We start from the raw sequence: 16,121 nt of genomic DNA, 5'->3' as shown, positions 1-16,121 counted from the left end.
CAATCGTAAAAGGAGGCGAACTTTATAGTTCGTCTCCTTTTTGCGTTAACTTTATTGTCTATCTATTTAACATAGTAGGGACGTTATTTATTTACTTCTCACAAACAATAATTTATACCACTGATTAACTATAAAGGGCATAGTGGCTAATGCATAGATAAATACCAATTGAACTCTATTCAATGTTGCGACATCAAACATATCTGATAGCGTCGGGATAAACAAGACCAAATGTAAACATAAAACCCCTATTAAGAATGCTAGCCACGTATACTTATTCGAAAATACACCAATTTTGAAAATCGATTCTTTGGAACGGGAGTTAAAGCCATGTATTAATCTAGACAAACACAATGTTGTAAATGCCATTGTCATTGCAGTTAGCGTATCACCCGTCTGCAATCCCATTCGAAAAGCAATAATAGTAGCAAATGCGATCAATAAACCTTCGACTATCACTTGCGTTGTAAACTTTTTATTTAATAATGGCATGCGAATATCTCTAGGCTTGTCCTTCATCGCATTTTTACTTTGTGGCTCTAAACCTATTGCGATTGCAGGTAAACTATCGGTAAGCAAGTTTATAAATAGTAGATGTACGGGTGCAAAAGGGAGTGGTAGGCCTAAAATGGTAGCATACAACACAACAAAAATAGCACCGGCATTCCCTGATAATAAAAATAGAATCGCATTTTTGATATTCGTATAAAGACTTCTTCCATTCGAAATCGCTTTGACAATTGTTGAAAAATTATCATCTGTTAAGACCATCGACGATGCATCTTTTGCTACTTCGGTTCCGGTTATTCCCATAGCGACACCGATATCAGCTTGTTTTAAAGCAGGACCATCATTGACACCATCTCCGGTCATGGCGACGACATTTCCTTTTTCTTGCCACGCTTTTACGATACGAATTTTATGCTCTGGTGTTACTCGGGCATAGACGGAGATATCTTGAACTCTTTCTTGTAGCTGACTATCGGATAATTGTTCAATTTCATATCCTTCCATTGCTTCAGACGGGTCTTGTAAAATCCCAATTTGCTTAGCAATAGAAATTGCAGTTATTTTATGGTCTCCTGTTATCATTACTGGTTTAATACCTGCGTTAATACAGCTTTCAACTGCAGCTTTGGACTCTTTTCTAGGAGGATCCATCATTGCTATTAATCCGGCAAAGATTAAATCATTTTCGTCTTTCACACCAATTGCAGTGCTTTGCTTTATTTCCTTGTAAGCAATTGCGAGCACTCTTAAACCATTTATAGAAAAGGTATGATTCACTTCTTCAATTTTTCTTCGATTTGCTTCTGTTATATCTTCTATACCTTCAGAAGTAAGGATTTTTATCGTTTTAGGTAGAAGCACGTCCAATGCGCCCTTTGTAATCATGACATTTTGATGATTAAGGCGATTCACTGTGCTCATAAGTTTTCTATCCGAATCAAAAGGAATTTCGGCTATTCTTAAGTTATGTTCTCTTATGTTTAATGCGTCTAGATCGTGTTGATTTCCTAATTTTACGAGCGCAATTTCAGTAGGGTCCCCGATTTCTTTCTGAACTGTCAGGGAAGCGTTATTACATAATAATCCCATTAGGAGAAGATTTCTTTCTATTGTATTTTTTGTTTGGATTTGGTCATGTGGGATGACTTTTTGGTCGACGTACACTTGTTGAACAGTCATTTTATTTTCAGTTAATGTTCCCGTTTTATCGGAACAAATAACGGATACACTTCCCAAGCTTTCAACGGCATAAAGCTTTCGTATTATGGCATTTTCCTTGGCCATTTTGTGTGTTCCAAAAGCTAGTACGATGGTAACTATTGAACTTAATGCTTCTGGAATAGCTGCAACTGCAAGCGCTACTGCAAACATAAAGGAATCTACGAGTTCACGTCCTCGAAATAGATCGATTGTAAAAATAGCTAAACAGATCATTGTAATGCCTAAAGCTAAATTTCCTCCGAAATGATCGAGGCTAACTTGTAGTGGCGTTTTCTTCTCCTTGGCGGTATCGAGTAAATTGGCGATTTTTCCGATTTCTGTTTCCATTCCAATAGCCGTAACAATGACAATTCCACGTCCATTGGTAACAAAGCTTCCTGTGAAAACCATATTTTTTTTATCAGCCGTCATTATATTATCTTTTTTGATGGCTGCAGAATTTTTCTCTACTGAAAGTGATTCGCCTGTTAGCGAACTTTCATTTATATGCAGGTTATAGCTTTCTATTAATCTACCATCTGCATTTATATAGTCCCCAGCGTCCAAATAAAGAAGATCCCCAACGACTATATCTACTGAAGGTATCTCAACTAGTTGATTGTTTCGTAACACTTTGGCAATGGGGGTGGATAGTGCTTTTAGGTTGTCCAATGACTGCTCCGCTTTTACGTGTTGTACGGTCCCTAGGATTGCGTTTAAAATAATGACAATCAGTATGACAATCGTGCTTTCTACTTCTCCTAATAGAAAAGATATGAAGGCGGCAATCATTAAAATGATTACTAGTAAATCTTTAAATTGACCAAAGAAAACGGCTAATGTACTTGTCCTTTTTCCCTCCATCAATTTGTTATAGCCGAATTCTTCTTGTCTTTTTTGGACATCATAATCATTTAATCCTTGATTTGTCACATCCAATGTCTTCATAACTTCCTGCGATGATTGTTGATGATATTCCGGCATCCGTTTCTCCTTCCATAGTAAAATTATTGGACTCTGTAACAATACTATTCTAGTTTTAATCCCGGTATGATAGAAATCTATCAAAAGAAGAGTTTTAAAAAAAGTATTTATGTAATTGAAATCACATTTCATTTCACTGTAACTCGGCTATAACCAGTGATATGATATTAATAAATAGTTAGAGAGGTGAGCAAATGATTAAAATTGGTCTAACCGGCTGGGGGGATCATCCTGACTTATACGTATCAACGGCTAAAGAGAAGTTACAAGATTACAGTGCACATTTTCCAGTGGTTGAATTAGACACTTCTTTTTATGCGATTCCACCATTTAAAAATACGTTGAAATGGATCAAAGAAACACCTGATAATTTTCAATTTGTTGTAAAAGCGTATCAAGAAATAACGGGTCATTTACGCGGGGAGTCTCATTATGAATCGATGGATGAGATGTTCGAGCGATATCGAGAGTCTATTCAGCCGTTTAAAGAAGCTGGAAAACTTTCGATGGTGTTAGTGCAATTTCCTCCTTGGTTTATATGTGTGAAAGAAAACGTGGAGTACATACTTCGAGTGAAAGAGAAATTGAGAGATTTCGAGCTAGCTATAGAATTTCGCCATCAATCTTGGTACTCGTCTACATTTCAAGAAGGAACGCTTGATTTTTTGAAAAATCATCATCTCCACCATACTGTGTGCGATGAGCCACAAGTAGGAGATGGTTCTGTTCCATTAATACCGATCGCCATTACTGATAAAGTGCTTGTACGTTTACATGGTCGAAATACATATGGTTGGATCAACCCGGGCAATAATGAAAAATGGCGGGAAGTACGCTATTTGTATGATTATAATAAAGAAGAGCTTGCATATATTCAGAAGATAGTGGAGCAGTTACAGAAACAAGCTAAAGAAGTAGTGGTTCTATTTAATAATAATTCTGGAGGCCATGCAGCGAAAAATGCGAAAGCTTTCCAACAGTTGCTTCATATTGAATTTGAAGGACTTGCTCCGAAACAATTAGACTTATTTGAAGGTGGGATATAATGGAGTGGATATTATTAGTAATCGCTGGGCTGTTCTCTGGAATAGTTGGGGCGTTAGTAGGTTTAGGTGGAGGGGTTATTTTAGTTCCAGCAGTGTTGTTTTTTGGGACGACACTTGCATTAATTCCTAATATTACTCCACAGAGTGTTGTGGGACTTTCTGTTATTATGATGATTTTTACGGGTCTTTCTTCTACGCTTTCGTATATGAAAACGAAGACAGTGGATTTTAGAAGTGGGTTTATTTTTTTCATCGGAAGTATTCCTGGGACAATTCTCGGGGCATGGGTGAATAAGGGGCTAGATTTACCTTCTTTTAACTTATATTTTGGTATTTTACTAATTGTTTTATCGACACTTTTATTAGTCCGGGATCGTTTAAAACCGGTGAGATGGTTTGTGGAAAATGGGAAGAAGCGAACTTTTCAAGATAAGACAGATACCTATGTGTATGGGTATCCCATTTGGTTTGCCTTGCTGTTAACATTTGGAGTTGGCTTTGCTTCCGGTCTGTTTGGTATCGGTGGAGGATCGATTATTGTACCAGCCATGATCTTGTTATTCTTGTTTCCCCCGCATGTTGCGGTTGGAACATCGATGTTCATGGTGTTCTTATCGGCGATTGTCAATTCAATCACGCATGTATCCCTTGGGAATGTACCTTGGCTTTATACGATTCCGGTAATTCCTGCAGCGTATATTGGTGCAAAAGTCGGTGCAAAATTAAATAAAAAATTAAATTCCGATACACTTGTTTTTGTACTAAGAATTGTGCTGTTATTATTAGGTATACGCTCCATTATTGATGGGCTATTTTAAAAAAGAGGAGTAGGGAAGATGAGAGAGACAATTCATATTTATCATACGAATGATATACATAGTCATTTAGAGAATTGGCCGACTATTCATCAGTTTCTCTTAAAGCGCCAAAGCAGCCATGGACCGAGTGATGCCTATTTAACATTGGACATTGGAGATCATATAGACAGGTCTAATGTGTTTACAGAAGGGACGCTTGGAAAAGGTAATGTCCAATTACTGAATGATGCCAGATATGATTATGTCACCATTGGAAACAATGAAGGAATTACACTTAGCCATGGGGATTTAGATACTTTATATCAAGCTGCCAACTTTGAAGTGATTGTGTCCAATTTTACGGATTTAAGCGGGAATATCCCTTCTTGGGTGCTACCTTATAAAATTCATGTTACACCGACTGGAATACGAATTGGCATTGTAGCTGCGACTGCTGATTTTGGATTGTATTATGAACAATTAGGATGGCATATTCAACAGCCGATTGACCGTTTGAAAGAAGTTTGTAAGGTAATAGAAAAAGACGTCGATGTGCTTATTTGTTTATCTCATTTAGGGATGTCACAAGACGAAATCATGACGGAGAAGATACCAGAAATTGATCTAATTTTAGGTTCGCATACGCATCATTTCTTTGAGGAAGGTAAAGTGATTGGAAATACTTTACAAGGTGCTGCAGGTAAGTATGGTGCATACGTAGGTCAAGTAACAATCGATTACGATCATGAATCGAAAAGAATTTTATCGAAGCGAGCGATATTACATGCTATACATACACTAGCTAAACCAAAAGATGCAGATTTGCAACTGAAAAAATGGGAAGCAATTGGAAATGTGGAGCTTGCTGAAACTGTTTTTTACAATGATAGTATTTTGCAGAAAGAATGGTTTGGCCCTTCAAATATGTCTCAATTTTTCGGTAATGCATTGCTGGCATTTACGAAAGCGGATTGTGCCATGTTTCCTGCTGGTATATTTTTGACGGACTTACCAAAAGGGCGGATTACTGCAAGCGACTTGCACAGCTGTTTACCTCATCCCATTAATCCGTGTGTCGTCACGTTAACAGGTGCAGAATTGTTAGAAATTGTGGAGCAATCTAAAAATGAAAAATGGCCAGATTTGGAAGTTAAGGGACTTGGGTTTAGGGGCAAATACTTGGGAGCAATTCTTTTTGAGCAGCTCGTAGAGGATGAGCAAGGGGATATATTTATAGGTGGAGAAGCGCTCGAACTAAAAAAGGTGTATACACTTGCTACGCTAGATATGTTTACATTTGGTTATTTTTTCCCTTCGTTCAAATTTGCTACGAAGGAATATTTTATGCCGGAGTTAATAAGGGATGTAGTGAAGTGGTACGGCAATCAGTTATTAAGTCAAGCATAATATTCCCGCTTATTACATAGTAGTAATAAGGGGGATTTTTTGCTATTCTATCGAAAAAAAAAGCGTTTGCCTATTTTTACTGCTCAGCGGAAACTAGCTATTTTATTAGGGCTTTTCATCTTATCCGTCGCTGGTGTATTTTATTTTGTTAATAAACAGTTGACGCCAACGTATCTAGATTATGCGGAAGTCCAAACAGATAAAATCGCATCGATGGTGATTAGTAAGGCGATCACTTCAAGAACTGCCAACGTTTTAGATGTTAACGATATTATCGAGGAAGTACCTTCTACGAATGGTAGTACGAATATGGTGACGACAAAATTTAATACAGAAATCATTAATCGTGTTTTATCTGACACGAACAGTTTGGTGCAAGCACATTTAGAGCAAGCAGAAAAAGGGAATTTGTCGAGCTTGCCGTATTTGGATGATATCGAATACGATAAGCAAACGATGGAGGATCAAGGAGGAGTTGTGTTTTTTGTACCGATGGGGCAGGCAACGAATATTCCGCTGATCGGTAACTTGGGTCCTAAAATTCCGATTCGATTTCATGTGATCGGGAATGTGCAGTCGACAGTTGTACCGACTATAACGGAATTTGGCATTAATAATGCTTACGTAGAAGTAAGTATTCATATTAAAGTGAATGTCCAAATCATTGTTCCACTTGCTAGTAAATTAAGTGTGGTAGAACAAAACATTCCTGTTGCGATGGGATTGGTGCAAGGGCAAGTGCCTCATATTTATACTGGAGGAGATGGGTCTTCTGCTCCGTCCGTAGAGGTGCCGATTCCATTGCCTGAAAAATAAAAAATCCAGGATAAATAGAATAAACTGTTACAATAAAGAAAATGAATATAATAGGTAGAGGCTGCAGGGCTTAATAGTACTATACAGGAAGTTGACGCTTATGATCGTATGGGAAAGGAAGTTTTGCCGAAGCTAGATATGGTTCGTCAAACGATATTTAGTTGGGGTTATTTTGAAAAAGAATAATACTGTCATTTATAGGGGATAATATAAATGGGGAGCTACGAAGCGAAAACAACCATAATGCTTAAATTCAATAGTTAAAGCCAACCTATGTAAATGTATAGGTTGGCTTTTTATATTCTTGAGGAGGAATAGAAGTTGGAAAATACGATTTTTTCTTTATTGCCGCCATTATTAGCAATTATTATGGTGCTTGCAACAAAAAGAGTACTCTTATCATTAGGTGTAGGAATTATTTCGGCGGCCTTGCTTGTGGAAAGTTTTGCCCCGGTAAATTCCTTATTACTTTTATGGGAGTCATTTAAATCTTCTTTTTGGGATGAAGGGGTAAATGCTTATAATATTTATATATTACTCTTTATTTTATTACTCGGTGTTGTTACAGCGTTTGTGAGTTTATCTGGAGGAAGTACAGCATTTGCAGCATGGGCCATTAAAAAGATTCAAACTCGACGAGGCTCTAAATTATTAACTGCGTTTTTAGGAATGCTCATATTTGTAGATGATTATTTTAATGCATTAGCAGTTGGTCAGATTGCCAGACCTATTACGGATTCGCATCGTGTCTCACGGGCAAAGCTTGCTTATTTTATCGATTCTACTTCTGCGCCGATTTGTGTTGTGTCACCAGTTTCTAGTTGGGGAGCGTTTTTAATCAGTCAGCTTGGTGTTATTTTTGCAACGCATGCAGTAACAGCTTATACGCCACTGGAAGCATTTGTATTAATGGCCCCGATGAATTTTTATGTGATTGCGACCTTGGCTATTGTGTTTTTCATAGCTTGGACAGACTTTGATTTATTAGAAATGAAAAAACATGAGAAAAGAGCGCTAGAAACGGGAGAACTTTTCGATCCGGCCAAACCAAATCCAGGAAATCTGCAGGGAAATTTCCCGGAAAATAATTATGGAAAAGTCGTAGATTTAGTGTTGCCGATTGTTTCGTTAATAGTCGTGACTCTATTTGCAATGTTTTGGACTGGCTATAAAATTTCAGGTTATAATCTGAATTTATTTGTTATCTTTGAAAATACAGACGTTCCATTTTCACTGTTTGTTGGTGGTCTGACAGCGACGATTTTAGCCATTGCACTATATGTGCGACAATTTAAAACGAATCCAGAAGCAAGCATTAGCTACGTGTGGAAAGCATTCGTTACAGGAGTTCGTTCTATGCTTCCTGCTGTATTAATTTTAATTTTTGCATGGTCTTTATCTTACTTGATCAATGCCTTGGAAACGGGGGCATTTTTAGCTAAACTAGTTATGGACAATAATATTCCTGTGGGCGTCATTCCAGCCTTGCTATTTGTATTAACAGCATTTATGGCATTTGCGACTGGGTCGTCATGGGGATCATTCGGAATTTTATTGCCAATTGGAGCTAGTATTATTATGGCGATAGAACCAGCATTATTATTACCAGTCCTTGCAGCGGTTTTAGCAGGTGCTGTTTTTGGAGATCATTGTTCACCTATTTCAGATACGACGATTATGTCTGCAACTGGAGCAGGGGTCAATGTCATTGATCATGTCATAACGCAATTACCTTATGCGATTATTAGTGCCATTATTGCGGCAATCGGTTATTTAGCTTTAGGTTTAACAGGTTCGGTAGTAGTAGGAATGCTAACTGTGGTGGCTATTATTATAGGTTTATTCATCATTTGGAATGCCAAAAGTAAGGGCCAAAAGGAAGCAAATAGTTAAATGTTGAACCCCATTTTTGCTCGGATAAACTGAGTTCAGAAGGTTGTTTGAATTCTAATAATATGGTACATTGACAAAGTAGTGGTTAGTTTATAAAGAATGGGGTCGCTAAAAAATGACATCTTGTAAGCCTACGAAATCAGAGCATCAACGTAAACCAGATTGGTTAAAAATTAAACTAAATACGAATGAAGACTATAAAGGTCTCAAAAAATTAATGCGTGAAAATAATTTACATACGGTTTGTGAAGAAGCAAAATGCCCAAATATACATGAATGTTGGGGTTCTCGAAGAACTGCTACTTTTATGATTTTAGGAGCAGTTTGTACGCGGGCTTGTCGTTTCTGTGCGGTAAAAACAGGTCTCCCAAATGAATTGGATTTAGCAGAACCAGAACGCGTTGCAGATTCAGTTGTCATTATGAACTTAAAACATGTTGTTGTAACGGCTGTTGCTCGTGATGATTTGAAAGACGGTGGTTCAGAAGTATTTGCTGAAACAATTCGTGCAATCCGTCGTAAAAATCCATTTACAACTATTGAAGTATTACCTTCTGATATGGGAGGAATTGAACAAAATATCCAAAATATTATGGATGCGAAACCGGATATTTTGAACCATAATATTGAAACTGTTCGACGATTAACACCAAGGGTTCGTGCAAGAGCAAAATACGATCGTTCGCTTGAGTTATTACGTCGTGCAAAGGAAATGCAACCAAGTATCCCGACAAAATCATCGTTAATGTTAGGTTTAGGGGAAACACATGAAGAAATCCTAGAAGTAATGGACGATCTTCGTGCAAACAATGTAGATATTATGACAATCGGTCAATATTTGCAACCAACGAAAAAGCATTTACCAGTATTAAAATATTATTCACCTGCTGAGTTTGGTGAATTACGTAAAATTGCAATGAGTAAAGGATTCTCTCATTGTGAAGCAGGTCCGCTCGTTAGAAGTAGTTATCATGCGGATGAGCAAGTAAACGCTGCAGCGAAACAAAGACAAGCGCAAGGTGAGGAACTTTTAGCTACGAAGTCATAGCTAATGGAAGGTGATAGAATGATTGTTGCAGAAGGTTTTACGTATGAAATAATAGAAAATTACCGGGATGCATATAAAGAAGATGCTTTTTTGGATCGATACAGTGAAATTCTTTCGAAGTATGACTACATTATGGGAGACTGGGGATATGGTCAGCTTCGTCTGAAAGGATTTTTTGAAGATCGAAATCATAAAGCGTCCTTTGATACGAAAATTAGTACGATGAAAGACTACTTATACGAGTATTGCAATTTCGGCTGTGCCTATTTTCTAATCAAAAAAACGGGAGTTGCCCCGAAGGTAGTAGCTCCAGTAGTAGAAGAACCAATACAAGAAAACCTAGAGCAAGATCAATTATGATCTGGCTCTAGGTTTTTTATTACGTTCCTTTTTTTCGTCAATTTGTTTTACGAAGCTTAATACTCTATGTGAATCGTTCGTACAAGCAAGATAATGTGGTGATTAGGTCATATGGTAGGGATAATGCGTCTAGGGTATCCGCTGTGATTTTCGTTACAGGATGAACGCTTTCCGCCGGGTGAGCGATGAGCCTTCACCGACGCTAGCGCGTGCGATGTGAAGTCTCATCTGCCCACGTGGAACAAAGGCTAAGTACGCCACATCGTGTGGCAACGCTTTGTGACCAACATCCTGTTGGCCTCGGCAGGAGTCGCCATCCCTCCACGAAAATCAAAGGAAAATTGCTTACCAATTCAGTATCGACTTGCTAAAAAGAGGTTATCATCCAGTTTATTCAATTTACGCATCCATAAAATAGCTAAGGGCAACAGATCGGTCCCTGAAAGCAATCAACTCTATTCCGAAAGCGATCAAACCAACAGGAGAGCAACCAAATCGCCAGTGAAAGCAACCAATTCTCAAAATAAAAAGTTTACTTGGATTGAGATGGAACTGATTACGACATATTTTTTATAAAAGTTGCGCAAATGATCTATAATGTTGTGAGTTTGAAGGGGAATTCTACGAAAAACAACTGTAACGTTACGCATTTTTTATTAAACAATCTTCTCCGAATAAATAGAGCGGATATTGTTGCCGTAGAGCACCGGGCCGCATGAGCAGTCAGGAGACCACTCGTGTGCAACACGAGTTGGCTCATGCAAGGTGCGGCAAGCGCGAAGGCAAGTGGTTACTTCTCTACGACGCATTATTCCTATAGTACGAAATGCTCAATAATTCCTTTTTAATTTTGTGTTAGGCACACTATTTGCATTGAGCATATGCTACGATGCTTTTCTCAGTTTAGCAATTCTCTTAAGTAATCTCTTAATTCATCTGCTTCTACTTCTGTTCTATTATAGACATGCTCTAAATAGCCTGGTTCTTCTAAATCATCTGGACCGAGTATGGCTGCTCTGCCATATTGAATATCCATGACAAGCACTTTTCCGAAAAAACGAGAGCTCTGTAAAATAGCTAAATCATATCTTTGTGAATCTCCTGTAAATCCAACGAATCTCGTTTTTGTATCTTCTACATCATCGTATAAAAAAAATCGCTCCATTTAGTGACACTCCTTCCTTACTACGAATTATGGTACTATAGAAGGGAGGTATATATCAACTGAACATGACTCAGGAGGCTTTCCAATGTATTTTGTAGATCGTAAAAAAATTGCTGAGACTATTGCACATATGAATAAGTTATTAACATTAATAGACAGTAAAACAGATTGGCAAACAGATGACCATTCTAAATTAGCTTTAGAGCGAGTAGGTCACAACATAATCGAATCCATCATTGATGTAGGTAATTCCATGATTGACGGTTTTATTATGCGTGATCCAGGTGGCTATGATGATATTATCGACATTTTAACGGATGAAAAAGTTATTCCATCTGAAATGGATGCTCCATTAAAAGAAGTTATTGAATTTAGAAAAGAACTAGTACGCTATTTTTATGCGGTTGATCATACGAAACTAGAACAAATACTTGTATCTAATTTAGCTTATTTAAAACAATTCCCAAGCCATGTGGAAAACTATTTGGTTCATGAATTAGGGCCGGTCTCTGCTTTCTTACCGGAGGATTCCAATGTTAAATTATAAGGCCTATTTTTTAGATTTAGACGGGACAGTGTATAAAGGGAAAACACCGATAAAAGAAGCAGTGGATTTTATTCATTATTTACAAAGTAATGGGATTGAGCCTTTCTTTGTAACGAATAATTCGTCGATGACGCAGAAACAACTGCAAGAAAAAATTGCTGGAATGGATATTCATACAGATACTGACCATATTATTTCTTCTGCTATAGCTGCTGCGAATTATATCGAGGAACATTTTCCGAAGAAATCGGTGTTTATGATTGGGGAAAGTGGATTACAAGATGCACTTGACGCTAAACAAGTTATACGAACAGATGATATTGCGGATGTAGTAGTAGTAGGGATTGATCGGGCTATTAATTACGAGAAGCTGGCAACCGCATGTCTTTCTATTCGAGCAGGAGCAGCGTTTATCTCGACGAATAGCGATCATGCTTTTCCGAATGAAAGAGGATTAGTTCCCGGAAACGGTGCTTTTACAAAGTTAGTTGAGCATTCTACCGGTGTCCAGCCAATATTCATGGGAAAACCGGAAGCCCATATGTTAGCGTTTATTCAACAGAAATACGGGTATAAAAAAGAAGAGATGATTATGATTGGAGACAATTATCAAACGGATATATTAACTGGTATTCATATGGGCATTGATACGGCGCATGTGAACAGTGGGGTAAGTCGGACAGAGGAAGTTCAACTGCAACCGTCACCACCTACGTATTGTTTAGAGTCTTTACATGAATGGATCAAGTAAAAGAAAAGAAAATCCACTATTAAAATAGCGGATTTTCTTCAATATATGCATATATTTTTTTCACAAGGTCTTCTGGAGAATTCCCTTCGACCACATCTCCATTTACGATTGCGAGTAACGTTTCGGAGCATATTGAACAATGACTGAGGCAGCCATATTCAAGTACATCTAAGTTAGGATCTTGTTCTAAAATGTCAAAAGCTTCTTGAGAACCATTTGCAAGGTTGCTTATACAAAATTCAACCATAGGATTCATAGCTGTCACCTCACTACATCGTCATGCTACTCCTTTTTACACCATTCGTCAATTTAGAAGCTCACTTGTGAAAACCATCACAATCATTTATAATTTGAGATGACATTGAAAGATGAGGGAGATTATTATGCAAAAATTAGTATTATTAGGTGGAGGATATGGCAATATGCGCATTTTGTCGCGAATGTTGCCGAATAATTTACCACTTGATGTAGAAATCACCTTAATAGACCGAACACCATTTCATAGTTTGAAAACCGAATTTTATGCATTAGCAGCTGGGACTTCCTCTGATCATGAAATTCGCGTAGGATTTCCAGAAAGCGATAAATTAACGATTAAGTATGGAGAAATTACGGAAATTGATGTAGAAGGTAAACAAGTACTATTAGCAGATGGCCAAACGGTCTCTTATGATGATCTTGTTATTGGACTGGGTTGTGAAGATAAGTATCACGGGGTACCAGGTGCGGATGAATTTACCTATAGTATTCAGACGATTGGACGATCTCGAGATACATATACGAAAATTGGCGGACTCCCTGCTGGATCGATTGTTGGAATCGTAGGAGCAGGGTTAAGTGGAATTGAATTAGCTAGTGAACTTCGAGAGAGTCGACCAGACTTAAGAATTAAATTATTTGATCGTAGCCCACGTATTTTAAGAGATTTTCCAGAACGATTAAGTAATTATGTGCAAAAATGGTTTGATTCTAACGATGTAGAAGTGGTAAGTAACTCCAATATTACAAAAGTAGAACCAAACAAATTATATAATCACGAAGAAATTATTCCCGTAGATGCAGTGGTATGGACAGCGGGTATTCAACCAGCGGCAACGGTACGTGCATTACCAGGTGAAAAAGATAATACAGGTCGAGTTGTTTTAACGCAATATCATGATTTGCCTAATTATGAAAATGTCTTCGTCGTTGGGGATTGTGCATCTCTTCCTTTTGCACCAAGTGCTCAATTAGCGGAAGAACAAGCCGAGCAAATTGTGAAAGTATTGCAAGCTCGCTGGAGAGGACTACCGCTTCCTGACAAAATGCCGGACATTAAGTTGAAAGGTTTTATGGGGTCACTTGGGAAGAAGCAAGGATTTGCTTACATGGCGGATATTTCAGTAACTGGACGTATTGCTAGATTGATGAAGTCTGGGTTGCTTTGGATGTATAAGCGACATAATGGATAATAAAAAACTTCGAAGCGACGTTACTACGCCGTATCGAAGTTTTTTTCTTACTCTTTTTCGTTTACATACCCATATTTCTCAAGTGCAGCATATACTGGTTTTAGTTGGATATAACCTTCACCAACTACTTCTTCATTAATCATCACAAGCGGATAAAAAAATTCGTCCTCTGCGATTCGATTTGCAATTTCTTGTTGTTTCTCATTCTCAATTGGTTGCTCGATATCAATATACGTAAAGGTTACTTCATTTTCTGGAAATTTACGGTCGATTGCAGCTTGAAGCCATTCGTATGTATCCTTCGAGGACGGCGCATTTACGCAACTTGCACATATTATATCGGCACCATAAATTTCTATATTTAACGCTTGAGGTTTCATCATTGTTTAGCTCCTTCGAATTCTTTATTGGATTTTTTCCCTTACTGATATTATAATGATTATAATGAAAGGAGTCGATAGATATGACTGATACAATGAATGAACAAGTTCAAGAAGTTTTAGATAAATTACGCCCATTTTTACTACGTGATGGGGGAGACTGTGAACTTGTAGACGTAGAAGATGGTATTGTAAAATTACGCCTTCTTGGAGCTTGTGGGACTTGCCCAAGTTCAACGATTACATTAAAAGCAGGTATTGAACGCGCTCTTTTAGAAGAAGTACCTGGAGTAGTAGAGGTAGAGCAAGTATTTTAATCGAATAATACAAAAGAAGCCGTTAGTATTTGGCTTCTTTTTCTTTACTTTCCCGTATATCTTGCCAACGTTCTTTTGCCATTTCTACAATTTTTGGCTCAAGCGTATTACTTTGTTTTTCAATTACTTTCGAAAAATAGCGTGTGGCGTAATCTATATCGCCAATTCTTCTAGATAACTCTGCTATTAAGTAGAGTACCCTTGTTTCAGACATTTGCGTTCCACTAAAATCTCCGTTGATATAGGAGTTCTCATAACGATCTCTTGCTATTTCTATGAAACGTAATTCTTCAGCATGCTTTTGTAGTAATCGGTATAGCCATGCAGTACGAAGTGCCAACCCAGCAATATTGATAAACTTTTCTTTTTTGATTGTCCCGCAAAAAATACTTAATTTGTATGCCAAAATTCCTTCTTCTATACTTCTTTCTTTGCCATAGGAGCGTGGAATCCATTTGTTTGCAATTTTTTCTTGGATTTCCTCTTTCATGCCTGGGGCAAAATATTTGGAAAATTCTTCTGTAAATGAAAACCCGCAATGTTCGCAAACGAATATATTATAGAGTATGGGATTTACGTCCTTGTTTTGATATATAGGTTGAAAGTCAGAAGCATAAGATACTACTTTTACAAATTTAGATCGGACTTTAGTACTTTTAAATTGTTTTTTACAGTGTAAGCATTCGATACTTTTTTGATAAAATGGAGAAATTTCCATAAAAACACCTCTTTTTAGCTAACTTGCCTATAGTTCTATTATACTTCATTATTCTCTTGAAAGCGAAGTAATTTAATTTAAGTTGGTTATAATCTATTCAAGTAGTTTTCCTTGTCTAGATAGTAAAAACACTGCTATGATATATTAAAGGAAGGAATGGTGATTCAGATGACAGAAGTAGTGATTATATCTGAAGCGGCAGCTTACCGCGTAAAAGAAATGATGACGCATAACGATGAAGAAGGGTCTATGCTTCGCGTCTCGGTAAATGGTGGGGGATGTAGCGGTCTTTCTTATGGAATGAGTTTTGAACATGAAAAAAAGGAAGATGACATAGAACTTATACAGCATGGTATTGATATTGTTGTATCCAAAGAGGATGCCTCGATATTAAATGGTACGACAATCGATTATAAAGAATCTTTAATGGGTGGCGGGTTTACGATAGATAATCCTAACGCCATCGCATCTTGCGGGTGTGGTTCTTCGTTTAGAACAGCTAAAAAAGCGGGTACACCAGAGACTTGTTAATAACAATGAGAGAACATTTTCTGCTCATAGAAGATGTTCTCTTTTTAATTTCGGTTCTATAATATTTGTTGGGGTTTTCCTACAATTGTGCATAAAAAAATGCACGTAACTTCTGTTTCTTTTATACTTGAATTGTCGAGAAACAAGTATGAAAAGGAGCTACGTACAAATGCATTTTAACATGAATATCCCAGGATTAA

The 16,121-nt window shown here is 37.5% G+C and carries 17 protein-coding genes and 1 riboswitch; of the genes, 12 read left to right on the top strand and 5 right to left on the bottom strand.

The features are described 5' to 3' along the window. Window positions 1-87: 87 nt before the first annotated feature. The gene (locus AC1DFT_RS01615) at window positions 88-2,694 is read right to left on the bottom strand and encodes a cation-translocating P-type ATPase (protein ID WP_477917004.1); all 2,607 of its coding nucleotides are present in this window, start codon (window positions 2,692-2,694) and stop codon (window positions 88-90) included. A gap of 194 nt (window positions 2,695-2,888) precedes the next feature. On the opposite strand from AC1DFT_RS01615, the gene AC1DFT_RS01610 reads away from it, so the two are divergent. From AC1DFT_RS01610 to AC1DFT_RS01580, 7 genes are all read left to right on the top strand, one after another. Next, the gene (locus AC1DFT_RS01610; protein WP_477917002.1) at window positions 2,889-3,740 is read left to right on the top strand and encodes a DUF72 domain-containing protein; all 852 of its coding nucleotides are present in this window, start codon (window positions 2,889-2,891) and stop codon (window positions 3,738-3,740) included. Further along, a complete protein-coding gene (locus AC1DFT_RS01605; RefSeq protein ID WP_477917000.1) occupies window positions 3,740-4,558 on the top strand; it encodes a sulfite exporter TauE/SafE family protein in 819 nt (272 codons plus the stop codon). The genes AC1DFT_RS01610 and AC1DFT_RS01605 overlap by 1 nt, the downstream gene beginning before the upstream one ends. Before the next feature lie 18 nt (window positions 4,559-4,576). Further along, entirely contained in the window at window positions 4,577-5,944 is a 1,368-nt protein-coding gene (locus AC1DFT_RS01600) for a bifunctional metallophosphatase/5'-nucleotidase (protein ID WP_477916998.1), read from the top strand. Window positions 5,945-5,983: 39 nt separating this feature from the next. Continuing rightward, window positions 5,984-6,760, top strand: coding sequence for a sporulation protein YunB (yunB, locus tag AC1DFT_RS01595; RefSeq protein WP_477916996.1), 777 nt, complete (start codon window positions 5,984-5,986; stop codon window positions 6,758-6,760). Window positions 6,761-6,807: 47 nt separating this feature from the next. Then, a riboswitch (Lysine riboswitch) is annotated at window positions 6,808-6,992 on the top strand. Window positions 6,993-7,081: 89 nt separating this feature from the next. Further along, window positions 7,082-8,653 (top strand): Na+/H+ antiporter NhaC family protein, encoded by a 1,572-nt coding sequence (locus AC1DFT_RS01590; protein ID WP_477916994.1) that lies wholly within the window; start codon window positions 7,082-7,084, stop codon window positions 8,651-8,653. A 115-nt stretch (window positions 8,654-8,768) separates the two neighbouring features. After that, complete coding sequence (gene lipA / locus AC1DFT_RS01585) at window positions 8,769-9,701, top strand: lipoyl synthase (RefSeq protein WP_477916992.1); 933 nt, start codon at window positions 8,769-8,771, stop codon at window positions 9,699-9,701. Between the two features lie 18 nt (window positions 9,702-9,719). Further along, entirely contained in the window at window positions 9,720-10,061 is a 342-nt protein-coding gene (locus tag AC1DFT_RS01580; protein WP_477916991.1) for a YutD family protein, read from the top strand. Between the two features lie 898 nt (window positions 10,062-10,959). Here the strand turns inward: AC1DFT_RS01580 and AC1DFT_RS01575 are convergent. Then, on the bottom strand, window positions 10,960-11,226 hold the full coding sequence (locus AC1DFT_RS01575) for a DUF3055 domain-containing protein (protein ID WP_477916990.1): 267 nt from the start codon (window positions 11,224-11,226) through the stop codon (window positions 10,960-10,962). An 85-nt stretch (window positions 11,227-11,311) separates the two neighbouring features. On the opposite strand from AC1DFT_RS01575, the gene AC1DFT_RS01570 reads away from it, so the two are divergent. Further along, window positions 11,312-11,773 (top strand): DUF86 domain-containing protein, encoded by a 462-nt coding sequence (locus AC1DFT_RS01570; protein WP_477916988.1) that lies wholly within the window; start codon window positions 11,312-11,314, stop codon window positions 11,771-11,773. Further along, the gene (locus AC1DFT_RS01565; protein WP_477916986.1) at window positions 11,760-12,524 is read left to right on the top strand and encodes a TIGR01457 family HAD-type hydrolase; all 765 of its coding nucleotides are present in this window, start codon (window positions 11,760-11,762) and stop codon (window positions 12,522-12,524) included. The genes AC1DFT_RS01570 and AC1DFT_RS01565 overlap by 14 nt, the downstream gene beginning before the upstream one ends. A 19-nt stretch (window positions 12,525-12,543) precedes the next feature. Here AC1DFT_RS01565 and AC1DFT_RS01560 read toward each other — a convergent pair whose 3' ends face one another. Continuing rightward, window positions 12,544-12,780, bottom strand: coding sequence for a YuzB family protein (locus AC1DFT_RS01560; RefSeq protein ID WP_477916984.1), 237 nt, complete (start codon window positions 12,778-12,780; stop codon window positions 12,544-12,546). Window positions 12,781-12,907: 127 nt separating this feature from the next. On the opposite strand from AC1DFT_RS01560, the gene AC1DFT_RS01555 reads away from it, so the two are divergent. Then, on the top strand, window positions 12,908-13,975 hold the full coding sequence (locus AC1DFT_RS01555; RefSeq protein WP_477916982.1) for an NAD(P)/FAD-dependent oxidoreductase: 1,068 nt from the start codon (window positions 12,908-12,910) through the stop codon (window positions 13,973-13,975). A 47-nt stretch (window positions 13,976-14,022) separates the two neighbouring features. On the opposite strand, the gene AC1DFT_RS01550 is transcribed toward AC1DFT_RS01555, so the two are convergent. Continuing rightward, complete coding sequence (locus AC1DFT_RS01550; protein WP_477917380.1) at window positions 14,023-14,355, bottom strand: YuzD family protein; 333 nt, start codon at window positions 14,353-14,355, stop codon at window positions 14,023-14,025. 83 nt (window positions 14,356-14,438) lie between these two features. On the opposite strand from AC1DFT_RS01550, the gene AC1DFT_RS01545 reads away from it, so the two are divergent. After that, window positions 14,439-14,672 (top strand): NifU family protein, encoded by a 234-nt coding sequence (locus AC1DFT_RS01545; RefSeq protein WP_100353777.1) that lies wholly within the window; start codon window positions 14,439-14,441, stop codon window positions 14,670-14,672. A 22-nt stretch (window positions 14,673-14,694) separates the two neighbouring features. On the opposite strand, the gene AC1DFT_RS01540 is transcribed toward AC1DFT_RS01545, so the two are convergent. Then, complete coding sequence (locus tag AC1DFT_RS01540; RefSeq protein ID WP_477916979.1) at window positions 14,695-15,390, bottom strand: DUF2225 domain-containing protein; 696 nt, start codon at window positions 15,388-15,390, stop codon at window positions 14,695-14,697. A gap of 168 nt (window positions 15,391-15,558) precedes the next feature. Between AC1DFT_RS01540 and AC1DFT_RS01535 the strand changes: the two genes are divergently transcribed. Continuing rightward, entirely contained in the window at window positions 15,559-15,921 is a 363-nt protein-coding gene (locus AC1DFT_RS01535) for a HesB/IscA family protein (protein ID WP_477916977.1), read from the top strand. Window positions 15,922-16,121 lie beyond the last annotated feature (200 nt).

It is taken from the genome of Psychrobacillus sp. 05T411 (assembly GCF_056396485.1).
Note: the sequence above shows the minus strand (reverse complement) of the source record. Positions and strands in the feature narration are given on the sequence as shown.

Excerpts from the sequence above, each read along its gene's own strand:
- AC1DFT_RS01615 (WP_477917004.1), bottom strand. The coding sequence starts at position 2,694 with ATGCCGGAATATCATCAACAATCATCGCAGGAAGTTATGAAGACATTG.
- AC1DFT_RS01610 (WP_477917002.1), top strand. The coding sequence starts at position 2,889 with ATGATTAAAATTGGTCTAACCGGCTGGGGGGATCATCCTGACTTATAC.
- AC1DFT_RS01605 (WP_477917000.1), top strand. The coding sequence starts at position 3,740 with ATGGAGTGGATATTATTAGTAATCGCTGGGCTGTTCTCTGGAATAGTT.
- AC1DFT_RS01600 (WP_477916998.1), top strand. The coding sequence starts at position 4,577 with ATGAGAGAGACAATTCATATTTATCATACGAATGATATACATAGTCAT.
- lipA (WP_477916992.1), top strand. The coding sequence starts at position 8,769 with ATGACATCTTGTAAGCCTACGAAATCAGAGCATCAACGTAAACCAGAT.
- AC1DFT_RS01580 (WP_477916991.1), top strand. The coding sequence starts at position 9,720 with ATGATTGTTGCAGAAGGTTTTACGTATGAAATAATAGAAAATTACCGG.
- AC1DFT_RS01575 (WP_477916990.1), bottom strand. The coding sequence starts at position 11,226 with ATGGAGCGATTTTTTTTATACGATGATGTAGAAGATACAAAAACGAGA.
- AC1DFT_RS01570 (WP_477916988.1), top strand. The coding sequence starts at position 11,312 with ATGTATTTTGTAGATCGTAAAAAAATTGCTGAGACTATTGCACATATG.
- AC1DFT_RS01565 (WP_477916986.1), top strand. The coding sequence starts at position 11,760 with ATGTTAAATTATAAGGCCTATTTTTTAGATTTAGACGGGACAGTGTAT.
- AC1DFT_RS01560 (WP_477916984.1), bottom strand. The coding sequence starts at position 12,780 with ATGAATCCTATGGTTGAATTTTGTATAAGCAACCTTGCAAATGGTTCT.
- AC1DFT_RS01555 (WP_477916982.1), top strand. The coding sequence starts at position 12,908 with ATGCAAAAATTAGTATTATTAGGTGGAGGATATGGCAATATGCGCATT.
- AC1DFT_RS01550 (WP_477917380.1), bottom strand. The coding sequence starts at position 14,355 with ATGAAACCTCAAGCGTTAAATATAGAAATTTATGGTGCCGATATAATA.
- AC1DFT_RS01545 (WP_100353777.1), top strand. The coding sequence starts at position 14,439 with ATGACTGATACAATGAATGAACAAGTTCAAGAAGTTTTAGATAAATTA.
- AC1DFT_RS01540 (WP_477916979.1), bottom strand. The coding sequence starts at position 15,390 with ATGGAAATTTCTCCATTTTATCAAAAAAGTATCGAATGCTTACACTGT.
- AC1DFT_RS01535 (WP_477916977.1), top strand. The coding sequence starts at position 15,559 with ATGACAGAAGTAGTGATTATATCTGAAGCGGCAGCTTACCGCGTAAAA.